The sequence below is a fragment of the Pseudomonas sp. fls2-241-R2A-110 genome (assembly GCF_030209165.1).
Taxonomy (GTDB): Bacteria; Pseudomonadota; Gammaproteobacteria; order Pseudomonadales; family Pseudomonadaceae; genus Aquipseudomonas.
This window is the reverse complement of sequence record NZ_JARVSN010000018.1, coordinates 124,992-140,870: the sequence shown is the minus strand read 5'-3', so window position 1 is coordinate 140,870 and position 15,879 is coordinate 124,992. Positions and strand designations below refer to the sequence as shown.

The window sequence follows — 15,879 nt, the reverse complement described above, 5'->3', positions numbered from 1 at the left end:
TGATGCGCCAATATCAGCGGCTGTTAATTGCAGTTCTATTATTTATTAGTGCCTGGTTCTGTTTGTTATCTGCAGGAATTGGCATGCCTGAAAATCCCAGTGATCTATCGGACACTAGAGGTTTGCCCGCTGTGATGATTTATACAGTAGCTTTGCAAGCCATAGGCCTTTTGGCAATTATATTTACAGGCGTAGGAATGCTTGTGTCTGCAAAGCTAAAGTCGAAGTCACACGGCGTTAGATTGTTAGTTTTTTGTTCATCGAATCTCCTGCTTTTGCTCGCAGCATTTGCAGGGATTTTTGTTATTTCATCGTATGTGGCCGAAACGTTATCTGGTATCTCCGGTATAAGCCTTTATATAGCGACGATTGCGGTTGTCACGACTGCCGTCCCAAAACGGTCATAACCGGCGTAACGTACGGGCGTCTTGTGGATACCCAGAGAGCTTCTAGCTCCTTGAAAGGCCTTGCGTCTGGTAGCAAAACTTATTTACCCACAATCCCTGTTAGCGCTTCTGTGGATAACATGTTCGTCCCTTTCTGCACCCCATATAAAACGGGCCCTGTAAGCCTTCGTACAAAAAATAACCAGCCTAACTTACGGTTTTTACTGGTTTTTTCCTGAGGATAAGTTTGCGCGCGTAACCATAGTTGCCCCCAATCTCTGTTGGCGCTTCTGTGGATAAGATGTTCGCTAACCGCTACAGGCCTTACAAAACGGGCTTCTCAGGCTTCTGGTTAAAAAACGATCAAATCATCGGTTTGCACCGGTAAACACCACGCAAACCCCGATTTATCGCGGGTTTCAGCGGTTTTCCACAGCGTCGGCTAAGTTGCCCCCAAAGTCTGTTGGCGCTTCTGTGGATAAGGTGTTTGCCATCCTCTGCAGGCCACGTAATCCGCGCCTTTCAAGGTGTAGGTCAAAAAACAACCAAACGCTGGTTAAAACCCGGGTTCTGGATAAGTCACGGATTTTCTTTGGTTTCTGTGGAGAAAGTTTGCGCTAAAACCACACTTGTCCCCATTTGCTGTGGGTGGAGGTGTGGATAACTTGTTTGCGGAAGGCTGGGAGCCACGTGCGGTATAGGCCTGAACGGAATAGATCATATTTCGTACAGTTCTAAATATAAGAGAGGAGTCTGGTAATAGTAAATGGGGGTGCCTTTGAGGGCGCCATCGCGGGCAAGCCCTCTCCCACATGGGATTGGTGGTGTTCACATAGGTTGTGAACGACATCAAACCCTGTGGGAGCGGGCTTGCCCGCGATGCTTTTGCTGTTAGCCCTGTACTGGAACGCCTTTGAGATAAGGCGCAGGCTCAGCACCGAGGTTGTTCAGCAGGCGTTCGCTGTACCAGTCCACAAAGTTCACCACGCCAAATTCATAGGTCTTGGAGTAAGGCCCTGGCTGGTAAGCGGTGGAGTTGATGCCGCGCTGGTTCTCTTCGGCCAGGCGACGGTCCTCGTTGTTGGTTTCATCCCAAACCTTACGCATGCGTTCTACATCGTAATCCACGCCTTCGACCGCGTCCTTGTGCACGATCCACTTGGTGGTGACCATAGTTTCCTGCGCACTGATCGGCCACACGGTAAAGACGATGATGTGGTCGCCCATGCAATGGTTCCACGAGTGCGGCAGGTGCAGGATGCGCATCGAGCCCAGGTCAGGGTTCTGGATCCGGCCCATCAGTTTGTTGCAGGCTTGCTTGCCGTCCAGGGTCATCGACACGGTGCCCTTTAGCAGCGGCATGCGCACGATGCGGTTACGCAGGCCGAAACTTGCGTGAGCGTATGGAATTTTCTCGGCTTCCCAGGCAGCGGCAGAGGCGGCCACGTGGTCTTTGAACGCCTGGTCGGCGCGTGGGTCGGTAACGTCGTCCCACTCCAGCAAGGTTTTCAGCAGTGCCGGGTGCGACGCGTTGCAGTGGTAGCACTCGCGGTTGTTTTCCAGCACCAGCTTCCAGTTGGCTTTTTCGAACAAGGTGGTCTGGATGGCCACCTTGGTGTTTTCCATGTCGTACGGTTCCATGTAATGGCTCAGCGTCGACAGGAAGTCATCAATGGCGGGTGGGTTCTCCGACAGGCTGATGAAGATGTAGCCACCGGCAGTCTTGACGTTGACCGGTTTGAGGCCGTACTGCTTCATGTCGAAGTCGTCGCCCATTTCGGTGCCGGCGAACAGCAGGCGACCGTCCAGTTCGTAGGTCCACTGGTGGTAGTGGCAAACCAGTTTGGCGACCTTGCCTTTTTCAGTGGTGCACAGCCGCGAACCGCGATGGCGGCAGACGTTGTGGAATGCGTGCACCACGCCGTCGGCGCCACGAATCACGATGATCGGGTTCTTGCCGACTTCCAGGGTCAGGAAGTTGCCCTTGGTCGGGATCTCGCAGGTCATGCCGGCGATCAACCACTCTTTCTGGAAGATTTCCTGCATGTCGATATCAAACAGCCGCTCGTCAGAGTAGAACGGTTGCGGCAGGGAAAAAGTACGCTCGCGCTCTTGCAGCATCTGCGCGGTGGCCTTGCGTGCGGGTTCCAGTGGATCGCCCAGGCTCAGGGTAGTGGTGACGTCCATCATTTAATCCTCAAGGCCATTCTGTGTGGCCGGCGAAAGTGGCTAATCAGGTTTGCTACGCAAGGTGTAAAGGTTGTGTCTTGGTATGGGGCGAGTGTGGGGCCGGCGCTGGGTAGAACCTTATCCACGAGCGACATGGCCCACTCTGTTCCCGACGCGCAACCCCCGGTAGTTGGGGGCTGGTCGCGATAAGTATGTGAATGTCGCAGATAGGTAAATGGGTGATCCGCGCTATACGCAGAATCGCCAACATAAGGCCGACCATCGGCGGTGGAGAACAGCATGTCCAACAGCTTCCTGAATCCGGTAACTACCCAGACCTGGGCCAATGGTCGCCACATTGTCCGTTGCGTCAAAGTCATCCAGGAAACCTGGGATGTGCGCACCTTCTGCTTTATGGCCGACCAGCCGATCCTGTTCTTCTTCAAGCCGGGGCAGTTTGTCACCCTGGAGCTGGAAATCGAAGGCGTGCCGATCATGCGCTCCTACACCATTTCCAGTTCGCCGTCGGTGCCGTACAGCTTTTCGGTAACGATCAAGCGCGTGCCGGGCGGCAAGGTCTCGAACTGGCTGCACGACACCCTGCACGAAGGTCAGGAGCTGGCGGTGCACGGACCGGTCGGGCTGTTCAACGCCATGGATTTCCCGGCGCCGAAAGTGCTCTACCTCAGCGGCGGCGTCGGTATTACGCCGTGCATGTCCATGGCGCGCTGGTTCTATGACACCAACGGCAACGTCGACATGGTGTTTATCCACAGCGCCCGTTCGCCCAAAGACATCATTTATCACCGCGAGCTGGAACACATGGCGTCGCGGATCGATAACTTCAGCCTGCACCTGATCTGCGAGAAGCATGGTCTGGGCGAGCCGTGGGCCGGTTATCGCGGTTACCTGAACCATAAAATGCTGGAACTGATGGCGCCGGACTTCATGGAGCGCGAAGTGTTCTGCTGCGGCCCGACGCCGTACATGACCGCGGTCAAGCGCATGCTCGAAGCGGCTGGCTTCGACATGAAGCGTTATCACGAGGAATCTTTCGGCGCGACGCCACCGGAAGCCCGCGCCGATGCGGTGGAGCAAGCCGAACAAGCGGCGGATGCACCGGAAGTCGATGCGGCCGATCTGCATCAGGTGGAATTCACTGCGTCCGGCAAGAGCATTCGCGTGGCGCCGGGAGAAACGGTTCACGCCGCTGCCGCCAAGTTGGGCCTGTTGATTCCGAAGGCCTGCGGGATGGGGATCTGCGGGACGTGCAAGGTGATGAAGCTGGGCGGCGAGGTCGAGATGGAACACAACGGCGGGATTACCGAGGAAGACGAAGCCGAAGGGTTCATCCTGTCGTGCTGCAGCGTGCCGAAGGGTGACGTGCGTATCGAGTTCTGACATCGGCTGTCAGTTTGCGTCGAACCTGTGGGGGCGAGCCTGCTCGCTCCCACAGGAATTTGTATTTCAGTCCACAAACAAGTCCGGCATCAGCTTGTCACGGGTGCCGGGTTCAAAACGGTAATGATCGAATTCGGTCACGCCATGCTCTCCCAGAATCTCTTCATCAATCAGCAACCGCCCGGTAATGCTGCGATTGCTGCTGTCCAGAATGACGTGCGCCGCATCCGCCATGATCGCCGGCGTTCGCGCATGCTTGAAGGATTCGCGTGAGCCGAGCTGAAACTCAATGGCGGCGGTCGCAATCATCGTCTGCGGCCACAGCGAGTTGACGCTGATGCCGTAATTCTTGATTTCCTCGCTCATGCCCAGCGTCAGCATGCTCATGCCATATTTGGTCACGGTGTACGGGCTGTACTGCGCGAACCATTTGCTGGCCAGGTTCAAGGGTGGGGAAAGACTGAGGATGTGCCCGCTGCTCTTCTTCAAATAGGGCAGGGCGGCCTGGCTGCACAGCAACACGGCGCGGGTGTTGATCTGGTGCATCAGGTCGAAACGCTTGAGTTCGATGTGTTGAACTCCGGTCAGCTTGATCGCGCCAGCGTTGTTGACCAGTGCATCAATTGCGCCGAAGTGCTCATTGGCCTGGGCCAGGGCCTCACGTACCGCGACTTCATCGCGTACATCCACTTGCAGGGCCAGCGCCTTGCCTCCGGCGGCTTCGACTTCCTTGGCCACACTGAAAATCGTGCCCGGCAATTTGGGGTGCGGTTCGGCGCTCTTGGCGGCAATCACAATGTTGGCCCCGTCCCGCGCGGCCCGCAGCGCAATCTCACGACCAATCCCACGACTGGCGCCAGTAATGAACAGGGTTTTGCCTTGTAAGGACATGCGTGCGCTCCTGATTATTATTGTCTGAGCAGATTAATGTAGACCAAGGCGTACGCCACGACTGATCGTTCCCACGCTCTGCGTGGGAATGCCTCTCGGGACGCTCCGCGTTCCTGCCTCGCTGCAGATGCAATGCCGAGCACCGCTGTGACGCAGAGCGTCAAGGGCTGTATTCCCACGCGGAGCGTGGGAACGATCAGGTGGGGGGAGTGCTATGAGTTTTAATGCCAGCGTTGAATCTCGATCAGGCCGTCCATCCCTGCGTAATTCCTCGCACTGGAATAACGCCATTGCTCCGGCAAATCCACATACCCGCGTTTCACCTGGTTGTAGTGAATGTAATCGAGCTTTTGGCGCATCACCGTTTCGCTGTACACCATCTCTGCGTGTGAGCCTTCCTGCCAAAGCTGATAAACCCTGTCCTGTTTGTGCGCGCGTTTGCTGAAGCGCAGGCGCTGCAACGCGCGATTGGCGCCTTTGATTTGCAGGTCGTCGATGATTTTTCGTGCGGTGAAAGATTTGAATTGGCTTAGGCATTTGCCCAGGTCTGGAGCCTCGGCAACGAAGTGCAGATGGTTCTCCAGGACCACATAGCCATTCAGCTTTAGATCTTGATGAGTTTGTTGATAGCGCCAGCAATTGAGCAGGTGATCGACGATGTAGGGGCGGATAAACAGCGGCAGCCATTCCATGAGGGTGCAGGTGAGGAAGTGCGGTTTGTCGGATTCGGTGATGGTGTAGCGGCTTCGGCCCATGAGTGCATTCCTTTGCAGGGGGGATGGCTAGGGTGAGCGCCTTAGTGTGATGGGTCTAGCAGATAGCGACGCGAAGCAAGTGGGAAATTACGACGCGCCACTAATGATCGTTCCCACGCTCTGCGTGGGAATGCAGCCCGTGACGCTCTGCGTCACAACGGTGTCCGGCTCTGCGCAGGTGGTGAGGCTGGAACGCGGAGCGTCCCGAGAGGCATTCCCACGCAGAGCGTGGGAACGATCAGGTGTGGAGTCAGTGGGACATCACTTCACGGATATCTCGCGCCAATTCGCGCACGCGTTCTTCTTCGGTGTCCCAGGAGCACATGAAGCGTGCGCCGCCGTTGCCGATGAAGGTGTAGAAGCGCCAGCCCTTGGCGGTCAGTGCGGCGATGGCCGGTTCCGAGAGTTGCAGGAACACGCCGTTGGCTTGCACCGGGAACATCAGTTCCACGCCGGGAATGTCGCTCACCAGCTCGGCGAGCAGCTGCGCGCAATGGTTGGCGTGGCGGGCGTACTTGAGCCAGGCGTCGTTTTCCAGAATCCCGACCCACGGCGCCGAGAGGAAGCGCATTTTGGAGGCCAGTTGCCCGGCCTGTTTGCAGCGGTAGTCGAAGTCTTCGGCCAGTTTGTGGTTGAAAAACAGAATCGCCTCACCCACTGCCATGCCGTTTTTCGTGCCGCCGAAGCACAACACGTCGACACCGGCCTTCCAGGTCAGGTCCGCTGGCGAGCAGCCAAGGAAGGCGCAGGCGTTGGAGAAGCGCGCGCCGTCCATGTGCAGGTTCAGGCCCAGTTCTTTGCAGGTGGCGCTGATGGCGCGGATTTCTTCCGGGGTGTAGACGCTGCCGACTTCAGTGGCTTGGGTCAGTGTCACGACGCGCGGTTTCGGGTAGTGGATGTCCTGGCGCTTGAGGGCGACCTCGCGGATCGATTCCGGGGTCAGCTTGCCGTTTTCAGTGCGAGCGATCAGCAGCTTGGAACCGTTGGAGAAGAATTCCGGCGCGCCGCATTCGTCAGTTTCGACGTGGGCGGTTTCCGAGCAGATCACGCTGTGGTAACTCTGGCACAGCGACGACAGGGCCAGGGAGTTGGCGGCGGTGCCGTTGAAGGCGAAGAACACTTCGCAGTCGGTTTCGAACAGTTTGCGGAAATCATCGGACGCGCGAGCGGTCCATTCATCGTCGCCGTAAGCGCGCTGGTGGCCGTGGTTGGCCTGTTCCATGGCCGCCCAGGCTTCAGGGCAGATACCGGAATAGTTGTCGCTGGCGAATTGTTGGCTCTTATCGGTCATGGCCCTGCTTTCCGTGATCGAGACGCTTATGGTGAAGCGTGTCGTGGTCAATGATGGTGCGCACTTTACCGAAGATCATCCGGCGAGCACACGGGATGCGTCTGACAGAACAATACAAAGACGACGGGCAATTATGCACATGACGCAAAGGGATGGGGCACTGGATCTGCTCAAGTGGCTGGCGCTGTTATGCATGGTGCTCGATCACCTGCGATATGTCGGTTATTCCGTCGATATTCTGTATGTGCCGGGCAGATTGGCGTTCCCTTGGTTTTGCCTGGCGATGGCAGCCAATCTGTCCCGAGCCCGAAGCCAGGCAGTCGGTGGCCAGTGGCGTTATCTGGGTTGGTTGTTGCTGTTCAGTGCCGTCAGCGAAATTCCCTACCGGATGTTCATACCTGATCCCGACACGTTAAACGTGATGCCTACGTTGGCGCTGGGGTTGTTGGTGGCGCGCGGCTGGCAGGACCGAACCCTGCAAGCGCGTCTGTTTGCGGCAGGCGCGTTACTGCTGGCGGCGCTGTTTTCTGAGCACCTGATGTTTGGTCTGTTCGGCGTGTTGTTGCCGTTGGCGATGTTATGGGTGATCAAGCGGCCCTGGTATTTCAGCCTGTTGCCGGGGCTGGTGTGTCTGGCGGCTAATCAGTGGGAGGTGCTGTATCAAGCTGCCCGGTTCGGCAACACGGCCGCCGGTCTCGGGATCGCCGCTTGTCTGATTGCGCCATTGTTGGGATTGGTCTTGTTGCGACATGCCAAACATCTCAAGCCACCACCGATGCGTCGTTGGGCGTACGCGCTCTATCCGCTGCATTTTCTACTGCTGTTACTCGTCCGGCATATCGCCGCCTAACCCCTGTGGGAGATTCTATGTTGCCTGACCCACCGCTATCGCGAGCAGGCTCGCTCCCACAGGGATCTCCGTCGGTTTGAAGAGTGTGTCCGGTCAGCCATTTCAGCCCATGTCGTAAACGCACCTTTGCGTGGCGTCCGTAGGCATTTGGCCTGTCTGCGCCGGTCATACCATCGCTATCAAAGGGCACTGTCGAAACACCAGTGCCTCACCGAGACGAATGGCGCATAGATGCCGCTGGGAGAGACGCGATGTTCAGCAAGCAAGACCAGATCCAGGGTTACGACGATGCACTGCTGGCGGCGATGAATGCCGAGGAGCAACGCCAGGAAGATCACATCGAGCTGATCGCGTCAGAGAACTACACCAGCAAGCGCGTGATGGAAGCGCAAGGCAGCGGCCTGACCAACAAATACGCCGAAGGTTATCCGGGCAAGCGCTACTACGGTGGCTGCGAGCACGTCGACAAGGTTGAAGCCCTGGCCATCGAACGCGCCAAGCAACTGTTCGGTGCCGACTACGCCAACGTGCAGCCGCACTCCGGCTCTTCGGCCAACAGCGCGGTGTATCTGGCTCTGATCCAGCCAGGCGATACCATTCTCGGCATGAGCCTGGCCCACGGTGGTCACCTGACCCACGGCGCCAAAGTGTCGTCCTCGGGCAAGCTTTACAACGCCGTGCAGTACGGCATCGACACCAAGACCGGCTTGATCGATTACGACGAAGTCGAGCGCCTGGCGGTTGAATGCAAACCGAAGATGATCGTTGCCGGCTTCTCGGCTTACTCCAAGACCCTCGACTTCCCACGTTTCCGTCAGATCGCCGATAAGGTCGGTGCGCTGCTGTTCGTCGACATGGCTCACGTCGCCGGTCTGGTTGCTGCTGGCCTGTACCCGAACCCGCTGCCGTACGCCGACGTGGTCACCACCACTACCCACAAGACCCTGCGCGGTCCACGTGGCGGCCTGATCCTGTGCAAGGCCAACGAAGAAATCGAGAAAAAGCTCAACGCCGCTGTATTCCCGGGTGCCCAGGGTGGCCCGCTGATGCACGTCATCGCTGGTAAAGCGGTGTGCTTCAAGGAAGCGCTGGAGCCGAGTTTCAAGGCTTACCAGCAGCAAGTCATCGACAACGCCCAGGCAATGGCCGGCGTGTTTATGAAACGCGGCTACGATGTAGTGTCCGGCGGTACCGATAACCACCTGTTCCTGGTCAGCCTGATTCGTCAGGGCCTCACCGGCAAAGAGGCGGATGCAGCACTCGGTCGCGCCCACATTACTGTGAACAAGAACGCTGTCCCGAACGATCCACAGTCACCGTTCGTGACCTCCGGCCTGCGTATCGGCACCCCGGCTGTGACCACTCGCGGCTTCAAGGTGACCCAGTGCGTTGAATTGGCTGGCTGGATCTGCGACATCCTCGACAACCTCGGCGACGCCGACGTGGAAGCGAATGTCGCGCAGCAAGTGTCGGCCCTGTGCGCAGACTTCCCGGTTTATCGCTGAGCGCGGTTTTGGAGTAAATGACTATGCAACGCTACTCGGGCTTCGGCCTCTTCAAACACTCCCTCAGCCATCACGAAAACTGGCAGAAGATGTGGCGCACGCCGACCCCTAAAAAGGTCTATGACGTGGTCATCGTCGGCGGTGGCGGGCATGGTCTGGCGACCGCCTACTACCTGGCCAAGGAACACGGCATCACCAACGTGGCCGTGGTCGAAAAAGGCTGGCTGGGCGGCGGTAACACCGCGCGCAACACCACCATCGTTCGCTCCAACTACCTGTGGGACGAGTCGGCGCACCTGTACGAACACGCGATGAAACTGTGGGAAGGCCTGTCCCAGGACCTGAACTACAACGTGATGTTCTCTCAGCGTGGCGTTTACAACCTGTGCCACACCCTGCAGGACATTCGTGATTCCGAGCGTCGGGTCAGCGCCAACCGCCTCAACGGCGTTGACGGTGAGCTGCTCAATGCCAAGCAAGTGGCCGATGAGATTCCGTACCTCGACTGCTCCAAGAACACCCGCTACCCGGTGATGGGCGCAACCGTCCAGCGTCGCGGCGGCGTGGCCCGTCACGATGCCGTGGCGTGGGGCTTTGCCCGTGCCGCCGATGCCTTGGGCGTGGACCTGATCCAGCAGACCGAAGTGATCGGTTTCCGTAAGGAAAACGGCGTGTGCATCGGTGTTGAAACCAACAAGGGCTTCATCGGCGCCAAGCGCGTCGGTGTGGTCACCGCCGGTAACTCCGGGCACATGGCCAAACTTGCCGGTTTCCGCCTGCCGATCGAATCCCATCCGCTGCAAGCGCTGGTGTCCGAGCCGATCAAGCCGATTATCGACAGCGTGATCATGTCCAACGCCGTACACGGTTACATCAGCCAGTCCGACAAGGGCGACCTGGTGATCGGCGCCGGTATCGACGGCTACAACGGCTACGGCCAGCGTGGTTCGTACCCGGTGATCGAGCACACCATCCAGGCCATCGTCGAGATGTTCCCGGTATTGTCCCGCGTACGCATGAACCGTCAGTGGGGCGGCATCGTCGACACCACGCCGGATGCGTGCCCGATCATTTCGAAAACCCCGGTCCCGAACATGTTCTTCAACTGCGGTTGGGGCACCGGTGGCTTCAAGGCAACACCTGGCTCGGGCAACGTATTTGCCGCGAGTCTGGCCAAGGGTGAAATGCACCCATTGGCTGCACCTTTCTCCATCGACCGTTTCCACAACGGTGCGTTGATCGATGAACACGGCGCTGCTGCGGTTGCCCACTAACAGGAGAAATCCCCATGTTGCATATCTTCTGTCCTCACTGCGGCGAGCTGCGCTCTGAAGAGGAATTCCACGCATCCGGCCAGGCGCACATCCCGCGTCCACTGGATCCGAACAGCTGCACCGACGAGGAGTGGGGCGACTACATGTTCTTCCGCGACAACCCTCGCGGTCTGCACCACGAATTGTGGGATCACGTTGCCGGTTGCCGTCAGTATTTCAACGCCACCCGTGACACCGTGACCTACGAGATTCTGGAAACTTACAAAATCGGCGCCAAGCCACAGTTCACCGACAAGACCGATAGCCCGAAAGCGGCCGCCACGGCTCTGGGAGAGAAGGTATGAGCCAGATCAATCGCCTGTCCAATGGCGGACGGATCGACCGTAACAAAGTGCTGAGCTTCACCTTCAACGGCCAGGTCTACAAAGGCTTTGAAGGCGATTCGCTGGCCGCTGCACTGCTGGCCAACGGCGTCGACATTATCGGTCGCAGCTTCAAGTACTCCCGTCCACGCGGTATTTTTGCTGCGGGCGCCGAAGAGCCGAACGCCGTGCTGCAGATCGGCGCGACCGAAGCCACGCAGATCCCTAACGTACGCGCCACGCAACAAGCGCTGTATCAAGGCCTGGTCGCCACCAGCACCAACGGTTGGCCGAGCGTGAACAACGACATGATGGGGATTCTCGGCAAGGTCGGCGGCAAGCTGATGCCACCGGGCTTCTACTACAAAACCTTCATGTATCCGCAATCGTTCTGGATGACCTACGAGAAGTACATTCGTAAGGCAGCAGGTCTTGGCCGTTCGCCGACCGAAAACGATCCGGACACCTACGACTACATGAACCAGCACTGCGACGTGCTGATCGTCGGCGCTGGCCCTGCGGGTCTGGCGGCTGCACTGGCGGCTGCGCGTAGTGGTGCCCGTGTGATCCTGGCCGATGAGCAGGAAGAGTTCGGCGGCAGCTTGCTCGACTCCCGCGAAAGTCTCGACGGCAAGCCGGCGACCGAGTGGGTCGCCAGCGTCATCGCCGAGCTGAAGAACACCCCGGACGTGCTGCTGTTGCCGCGCGCCACGGTCAACGGTTACCACGACCACAACTTCCTGACCATTCACGAACGCCTGACCGATCACCTCGGCGACCGCGCTCCGATTGGCCAGGTGCGTCAGCGCATCCACCGTGTTCGCGCCAAACGCGTGGTGCTGGCGACCGGCACTCACGAGCGTCCACTGGTCTACGGCAACAACGACGTGCCGGGCAACATGCTCGCCGGCGCTGTGTCGACTTATGTGCGTCGTTACGGTGTGGCTCCAGGCAAGAAACTGGTGCTGTCGACCAACAACGACCATGCCTACCGCGTGGCCCTCGATTGGCTCGACGCCAGCCTGCAAGTCGTAGCCATCGCCGATGCGCGCAGCAACCCGCGCGGTGCGCTGGTTGAAGAAGCGCGCGCCAAAGGCATCCGCATCCTGACCGGCAGCGCTGTGATCGAGGCCCGTGGCAGCAAGCACGTGACCGCCGCTCGCGTGGCCGCTATCGATGTCAAAGGACACAAAGTAACCAGCCCCGGCGAATGGCTTGAGTGCGACCTGGTGGCCAGCTCCGGCGGCTACAGCCCGGTCGTTCACCTGGCTTCGCACTTGGGTGGCAAGCCGATCTGGCGTGAAGACATCCTCGGTTTCGTACCGGGCGAAGCACCACAGAAACGCGTGTGCGTTGGTGGCATCAACGGCGTCTATGGTCTGGGCGATTCCCTGGCCGATGGTTTTGAAGGCGGCGCTCGCGCAGCCAGCGAAGCCGGTTTCAGTGTGGTCGAAGGCACCTTGCCAAAAGCCCTGAGCCGTCTGGAAGAGCCGACCCTGGCGCTGTTCCAGGTGCCGCACGAAAAGAACACCGCACGTGCGCCGAAGCAATTCGTCGACCTGCAAAACGACGTCACCGCCGCCGCCATCGAACTGGCGACCCGCGAAGGCTTCGAGTCGGTCGAGCACGTTAAACGCTATACCGCACTGGGCTTCGGCACTGACCAGGGCAAACTCGGCAACGTCAACGGCCTGGCCATCGCCGCCCGTTCGTTGAACGTGACCATCCCGCAGATGGGCACCACCATGTTCCGTCCGAACTACACACCGGTAACTTTCGGTGCTGTGGCCGGCCGTCACTGTGGGCACATTTTCGAACCTGTCCGTCACACCGCGCTGCATCACTGGCACGTGAAGAACGGCGCCGAGTTTGAAGATGTCGGCCAGTGGAAACGTCCGTGGTACTTCCCGAAAAGCGGTGAAGACATGCATGCCGCGGTGAAACGCGAATGCAAAGCCGTGCGCGACAGCGTTGGCCTGCTGGACGCTTCGACCCTGGGCAAGATCGACATCCAGGGCCCGGACACCCGCGAGTTCCTGAACCGCGTCTACACCAACGCCTGGACCAAACTCGACGTGGGCAAGGCGCGTTACGGCCTGATGTGTAAAGAAGACGGCATGGTGTTCGACGACGGCGTAACTGCCTGTCTGGCCGACAACCATTTCGTGATGACCACCACCACCGGCGGCGCTGCACGCGTGCTGCAATGGCTGGAAATCTACCACCAGACCGAATGGCCGGACCTGAAGGTGTACTTCACTTCCGTGACGGATCACTGGGCAACCATGACCCTGTCCGGGCCGAACAGCCGCAAGCTGCTCAGCGAAGTCACCGACGCCGATTTGAGCAACGAAGCCTTCCCGTTCATGACCTGGAAAGAAGCCCTGGTCGGCGGTGTGCCGGCGCGGATTTTCCGGATTTCGTTTACCGGTGAGCTGTCGTTCGAAGTCAACGTACAGGCCGACTACGCCATGGGCGTGCTCGAGAAAATCGCCGAGGCTGGCAAGAAGTACAACCTGACCCCGTATGGCACTGAAACCATGCACATCCTGCGGGCCGAGAAGGGTTTCATCATCGTAGGTCAGGACACTGACAGCTCGATGACCCCGGACGACCTGAACATGGGCTGGTGTGTGGGTCGCACCAAACCGTTCTCGTGGATCGGCCAGCGCGGCATGAACCGTGAAGACTGTGTGCGTGATCAGCGCAAACAATTGGTGGGGCTGAAGCCGATCGATCCGAACGTATGGCTGCCGGAAGGTGCGCAACTGGTGTTCAACACCAAGCAAACCATCCCGATGACCATGGTCGGTCACGTAACTTCCAGCTATCTGCACAACTCCCTGGGCTATTCGTTTGCCATGGGCGTGGTCAAAGGCGGCTTGAAGCGTATGGGTGAGCGGGTGTTCGCACCGCTGGCCGACGGCAGCGTGATCGAGGCGGAAATCGTTTCTTCGGTGTTCTTCGATCCAAAAGGCGATCGCCAGAACGTGTAAGTCGATCGTTCCCACGCTCTGCGTGGGAATGCATCCCGGGACGCTCCGCGTCCCAAGAGCGGACGCAGAGCGTCCATGGCGGCATTCCCACGCAGAGCGTGGGAACGATCAACTGAATTCAGGAACAGGTGCTTTATGACCGCAGCCAATGTTTACCAACAACGCCCAACCACCGGGGCCAAGGCCGAGTCGTCGCTGCATCACGCAGGCTTGCAAAACCTGGTGGGCAAGGGTCGCAAGAACGCCGGCGTGATCGTGCGTGAGAAAAAACTCCTCGGCCACCTGACCATTCGTGGCGATGGCCACGATGCGGCTTTCGCTGCAGGCGTGCACAAAGCCCTCGGTATCGAATTGCCGGGCGCGCTGAGCGTTATCGTCAAAGGCGAAACCAGCCTGCAATGGATGGGGCCGGATGAATGGCTGCTGATCGTGCCGACCGGTGAAGAGTTCGCCACCGAGCAAAAACTGCGCGAAGCGCTGGGCGACCTGCACATCGCAATCACCAACGTCAGCGGCGGCCAGCAGATCCTCGAACTGAGCGGCCCGAACGTGCGCCAGGTGCTGATGAAATCCACCAGCTACGACGTACATCCCAACAGCTTCCCGGTGGGCAAGGCTGTGGGCACCGTGTTTGCCAAGTCGCAACTGGTGATTCGCCACACCGCCGAAGACACCTGGGAACTGCTGATTCGTCGCAGCTTCTCGGACTACTGGTGGTTGTGGTTGCAGGACGCTGCCGCCGAATACGGGCTTAGCGTTCAGGCCTGATCAGAGTCAGTCATGGAGGCGATCAACTGTGGGAGCGAGCCTGCTCGCGATGGACTTGAGGGCAACGCGTTGATTCAGGAAGTACGCGTTATCGTTAACGTCCATCGCGAGCAGGCTCGCTCCCACCAGATGCAGCTTTCGTTAATCGATGCCTCAGGAGTCACCGCACTATGAGCCGCGCCCCAGACACATGGATTCTGACTGCCGACTGCCCAAGCGTTCTCGGCACCGTGGACGCGGTGACGCGCTTTCTGTTCGAGCAGGGCTGCTACGTCACCGAGCACCACTCCTTTGACGACCGGCTCTCGGGCCGTTTTTTCATTCGCGTGGAGTTCCGCCAGCCCGACGGCTTTGATGAACAGATATTTCGTGTCGGGTTGGAAGAGCGTGGCAAAGCCTTCGGCATGGTCTTCGAGCTGACGGCGCCGAACTACCGGCCAAAAGTGGTGATCATGGTCTCCAAGGCCGATCACTGCCTCAACGACTTGCTCTACCGTCAGCGCATCGGCCAGTTGTCGATGGACGTGGCCGCCGTGGTCTCCAACCACCCCGACCTCAAGCCGCTGGCCGACTGGCACCAGATTCCGTATTACCACTTCCCCCTGGACCCGAACGACAAGCCGTCGCAAGAGCGCCAGGTGTGGCAGGTCATCGAAGAGTCCGGCGCGGAACTGGTGATCCTTGCCCGCTACATGCAAGTGCTGTCGCCCGAGCTGTGCCGCAAACTCGATGGCAAGGCGATCAACATTCACCACTCCCTGCTGCCCGGTTTCAAAGGCGCCAAGCCTTATCACCAGGCCTACAACAAGGGCGTGAAACTGGTTGGCGCCACGGCGCACTACATCAATAACGACCTGGACGAAGGCCCGATCATCGCCCAGGGCGTAGAGGCCGTGGACCACAGTCATTACCCGGAAGATCTGATCGCCAAAGGGCGGGATATCGAAGGGCTGACACTGGCACGGGCCGTTGGGTATCACATTGAGCGAAGGGTGTTCCTCAACGCCAATCGCACGGTCGTTCTTTAAATCGCCATCGCGAGCAAGCTCGCTCCCACAGGGTTAGTGTGGATCGCAGACCTTATGTACACCCGATCCACTATGGGAGCGAGCCTGCTCGCGATGGCGGCATAACAGACAACACAAGACGCACAAGCAGTAACCCGAGCAATCAACGCGCCGCCGCTTCATGGCGACGCGAGCGCTACATAAAAACAACATCGAGGTGAAAG

At 58.8% G+C, this 15,879-nt stretch carries 13 protein-coding genes; 9 read left to right on the top strand and 4 right to left on the bottom strand.

Annotated elements, in window-relative coordinates; all coding sequences use genetic code 11:
* Window positions 1-2 precede the first annotated feature (2 nt).
* Window positions 3-407 (top strand): hypothetical protein, encoded by a 405-nt coding sequence (locus QRN31_RS14690; protein ID WP_285432710.1) that lies wholly within the window; start codon window positions 3-5, stop codon window positions 405-407.
* A gap of 870 nt (window positions 408-1,277) precedes the next feature.
* Here the strand turns inward: QRN31_RS14690 and gbca are convergent.
* Window positions 1,278-2,573 (bottom strand): glycine betaine monooxygenase oxygenase subunit, encoded by a 1,296-nt coding sequence (gene gbca / locus QRN31_RS14685; RefSeq protein WP_222588764.1) that lies wholly within the window; start codon window positions 2,571-2,573, stop codon window positions 1,278-1,280.
* Between the two features lie 282 nt (window positions 2,574-2,855).
* Here gbca and gbcB point away from each other — a divergent pair, with 282 nt between their 5' ends.
* Complete coding sequence (gene gbcB, locus QRN31_RS14680) at window positions 2,856-3,956, top strand: glycine betaine monooxygenase reductase subunit (RefSeq protein WP_285432709.1); 1,101 nt, start codon at window positions 2,856-2,858, stop codon at window positions 3,954-3,956.
* A 66-nt stretch (window positions 3,957-4,022) separates the two neighbouring features.
* Here the strand turns inward: gbcB and QRN31_RS14675 are convergent, their stop codons facing one another.
* From QRN31_RS14675 to QRN31_RS14665, 3 genes are all read right to left on the bottom strand, one after another.
* Window positions 4,023-4,847, bottom strand: a complete 825-nt coding sequence (locus tag QRN31_RS14675; protein WP_285432707.1) for an SDR family oxidoreductase — start codon at window positions 4,845-4,847, stop codon at window positions 4,023-4,025.
* A gap of 221 nt (window positions 4,848-5,068) precedes the next feature.
* Entirely contained in the window at window positions 5,069-5,602 is a 534-nt protein-coding gene (locus QRN31_RS14670) for an REP-associated tyrosine transposase (protein WP_285432706.1), read from the bottom strand.
* 250 nt (window positions 5,603-5,852) lie between these two features.
* Window positions 5,853-6,893 (bottom strand): threonine aldolase family protein, encoded by a 1,041-nt coding sequence (locus QRN31_RS14665; protein ID WP_285432705.1) that lies wholly within the window; start codon window positions 6,891-6,893, stop codon window positions 5,853-5,855.
* A gap of 133 nt (window positions 6,894-7,026) precedes the next feature.
* On the opposite strand from QRN31_RS14665, the gene QRN31_RS14660 reads away from it, so the two are divergent.
* The 7 genes from QRN31_RS14660 to purU all read left to right on the top strand — a co-directional run bounded on the left by QRN31_RS14660 (window position 7,027) and on the right by purU (window position 15,676).
* On the top strand, window positions 7,027-7,743 hold the full coding sequence (locus QRN31_RS14660) for a TraX family protein (RefSeq protein WP_285432704.1): 717 nt from the start codon (window positions 7,027-7,029) through the stop codon (window positions 7,741-7,743).
* Window positions 7,744-7,994: 251 nt separating this feature from the next.
* Window positions 7,995-9,248 carry a serine hydroxymethyltransferase gene (gene glyA, locus QRN31_RS14655; RefSeq protein WP_285432702.1) on the top strand — a complete coding sequence of 418 codons (1,254 nt, stop codon included), beginning with the start codon at window positions 7,995-7,997 and terminating at the stop codon, window positions 9,246-9,248.
* A gap of 23 nt (window positions 9,249-9,271) precedes the next feature.
* On the top strand, window positions 9,272-10,522 hold the full coding sequence (locus QRN31_RS14650) for a sarcosine oxidase subunit beta (RefSeq protein ID WP_201148971.1): 1,251 nt from the start codon (window positions 9,272-9,274) through the stop codon (window positions 10,520-10,522).
* A 14-nt stretch (window positions 10,523-10,536) separates the two neighbouring features.
* On the top strand, window positions 10,537-10,866 hold the full coding sequence (locus QRN31_RS14645) for a sarcosine oxidase subunit delta (protein ID WP_033053963.1): 330 nt from the start codon (window positions 10,537-10,539) through the stop codon (window positions 10,864-10,866).
* Window positions 10,863-13,880, top strand: coding sequence for a sarcosine oxidase subunit alpha (locus tag QRN31_RS14640; protein WP_285432699.1), 3,018 nt, complete (start codon window positions 10,863-10,865; stop codon window positions 13,878-13,880). The genes QRN31_RS14645 and QRN31_RS14640 overlap by 4 nt, the downstream gene beginning before the upstream one ends.
* 135 nt (window positions 13,881-14,015) lie before the next feature.
* Window positions 14,016-14,648 carry a sarcosine oxidase subunit gamma gene (locus tag QRN31_RS14635; RefSeq protein ID WP_285432697.1) on the top strand — a complete coding sequence of 211 codons (633 nt, stop codon included), beginning with the start codon at window positions 14,016-14,018 and terminating at the stop codon, window positions 14,646-14,648.
* Window positions 14,649-14,818: 170 nt separating this feature from the next.
* A complete protein-coding gene (gene purU / locus QRN31_RS14630) occupies window positions 14,819-15,676 on the top strand; it encodes a formyltetrahydrofolate deformylase (protein ID WP_285432695.1) in 858 nt (285 codons plus the stop codon).
* Window positions 15,677-15,879 lie beyond the last annotated feature (203 nt).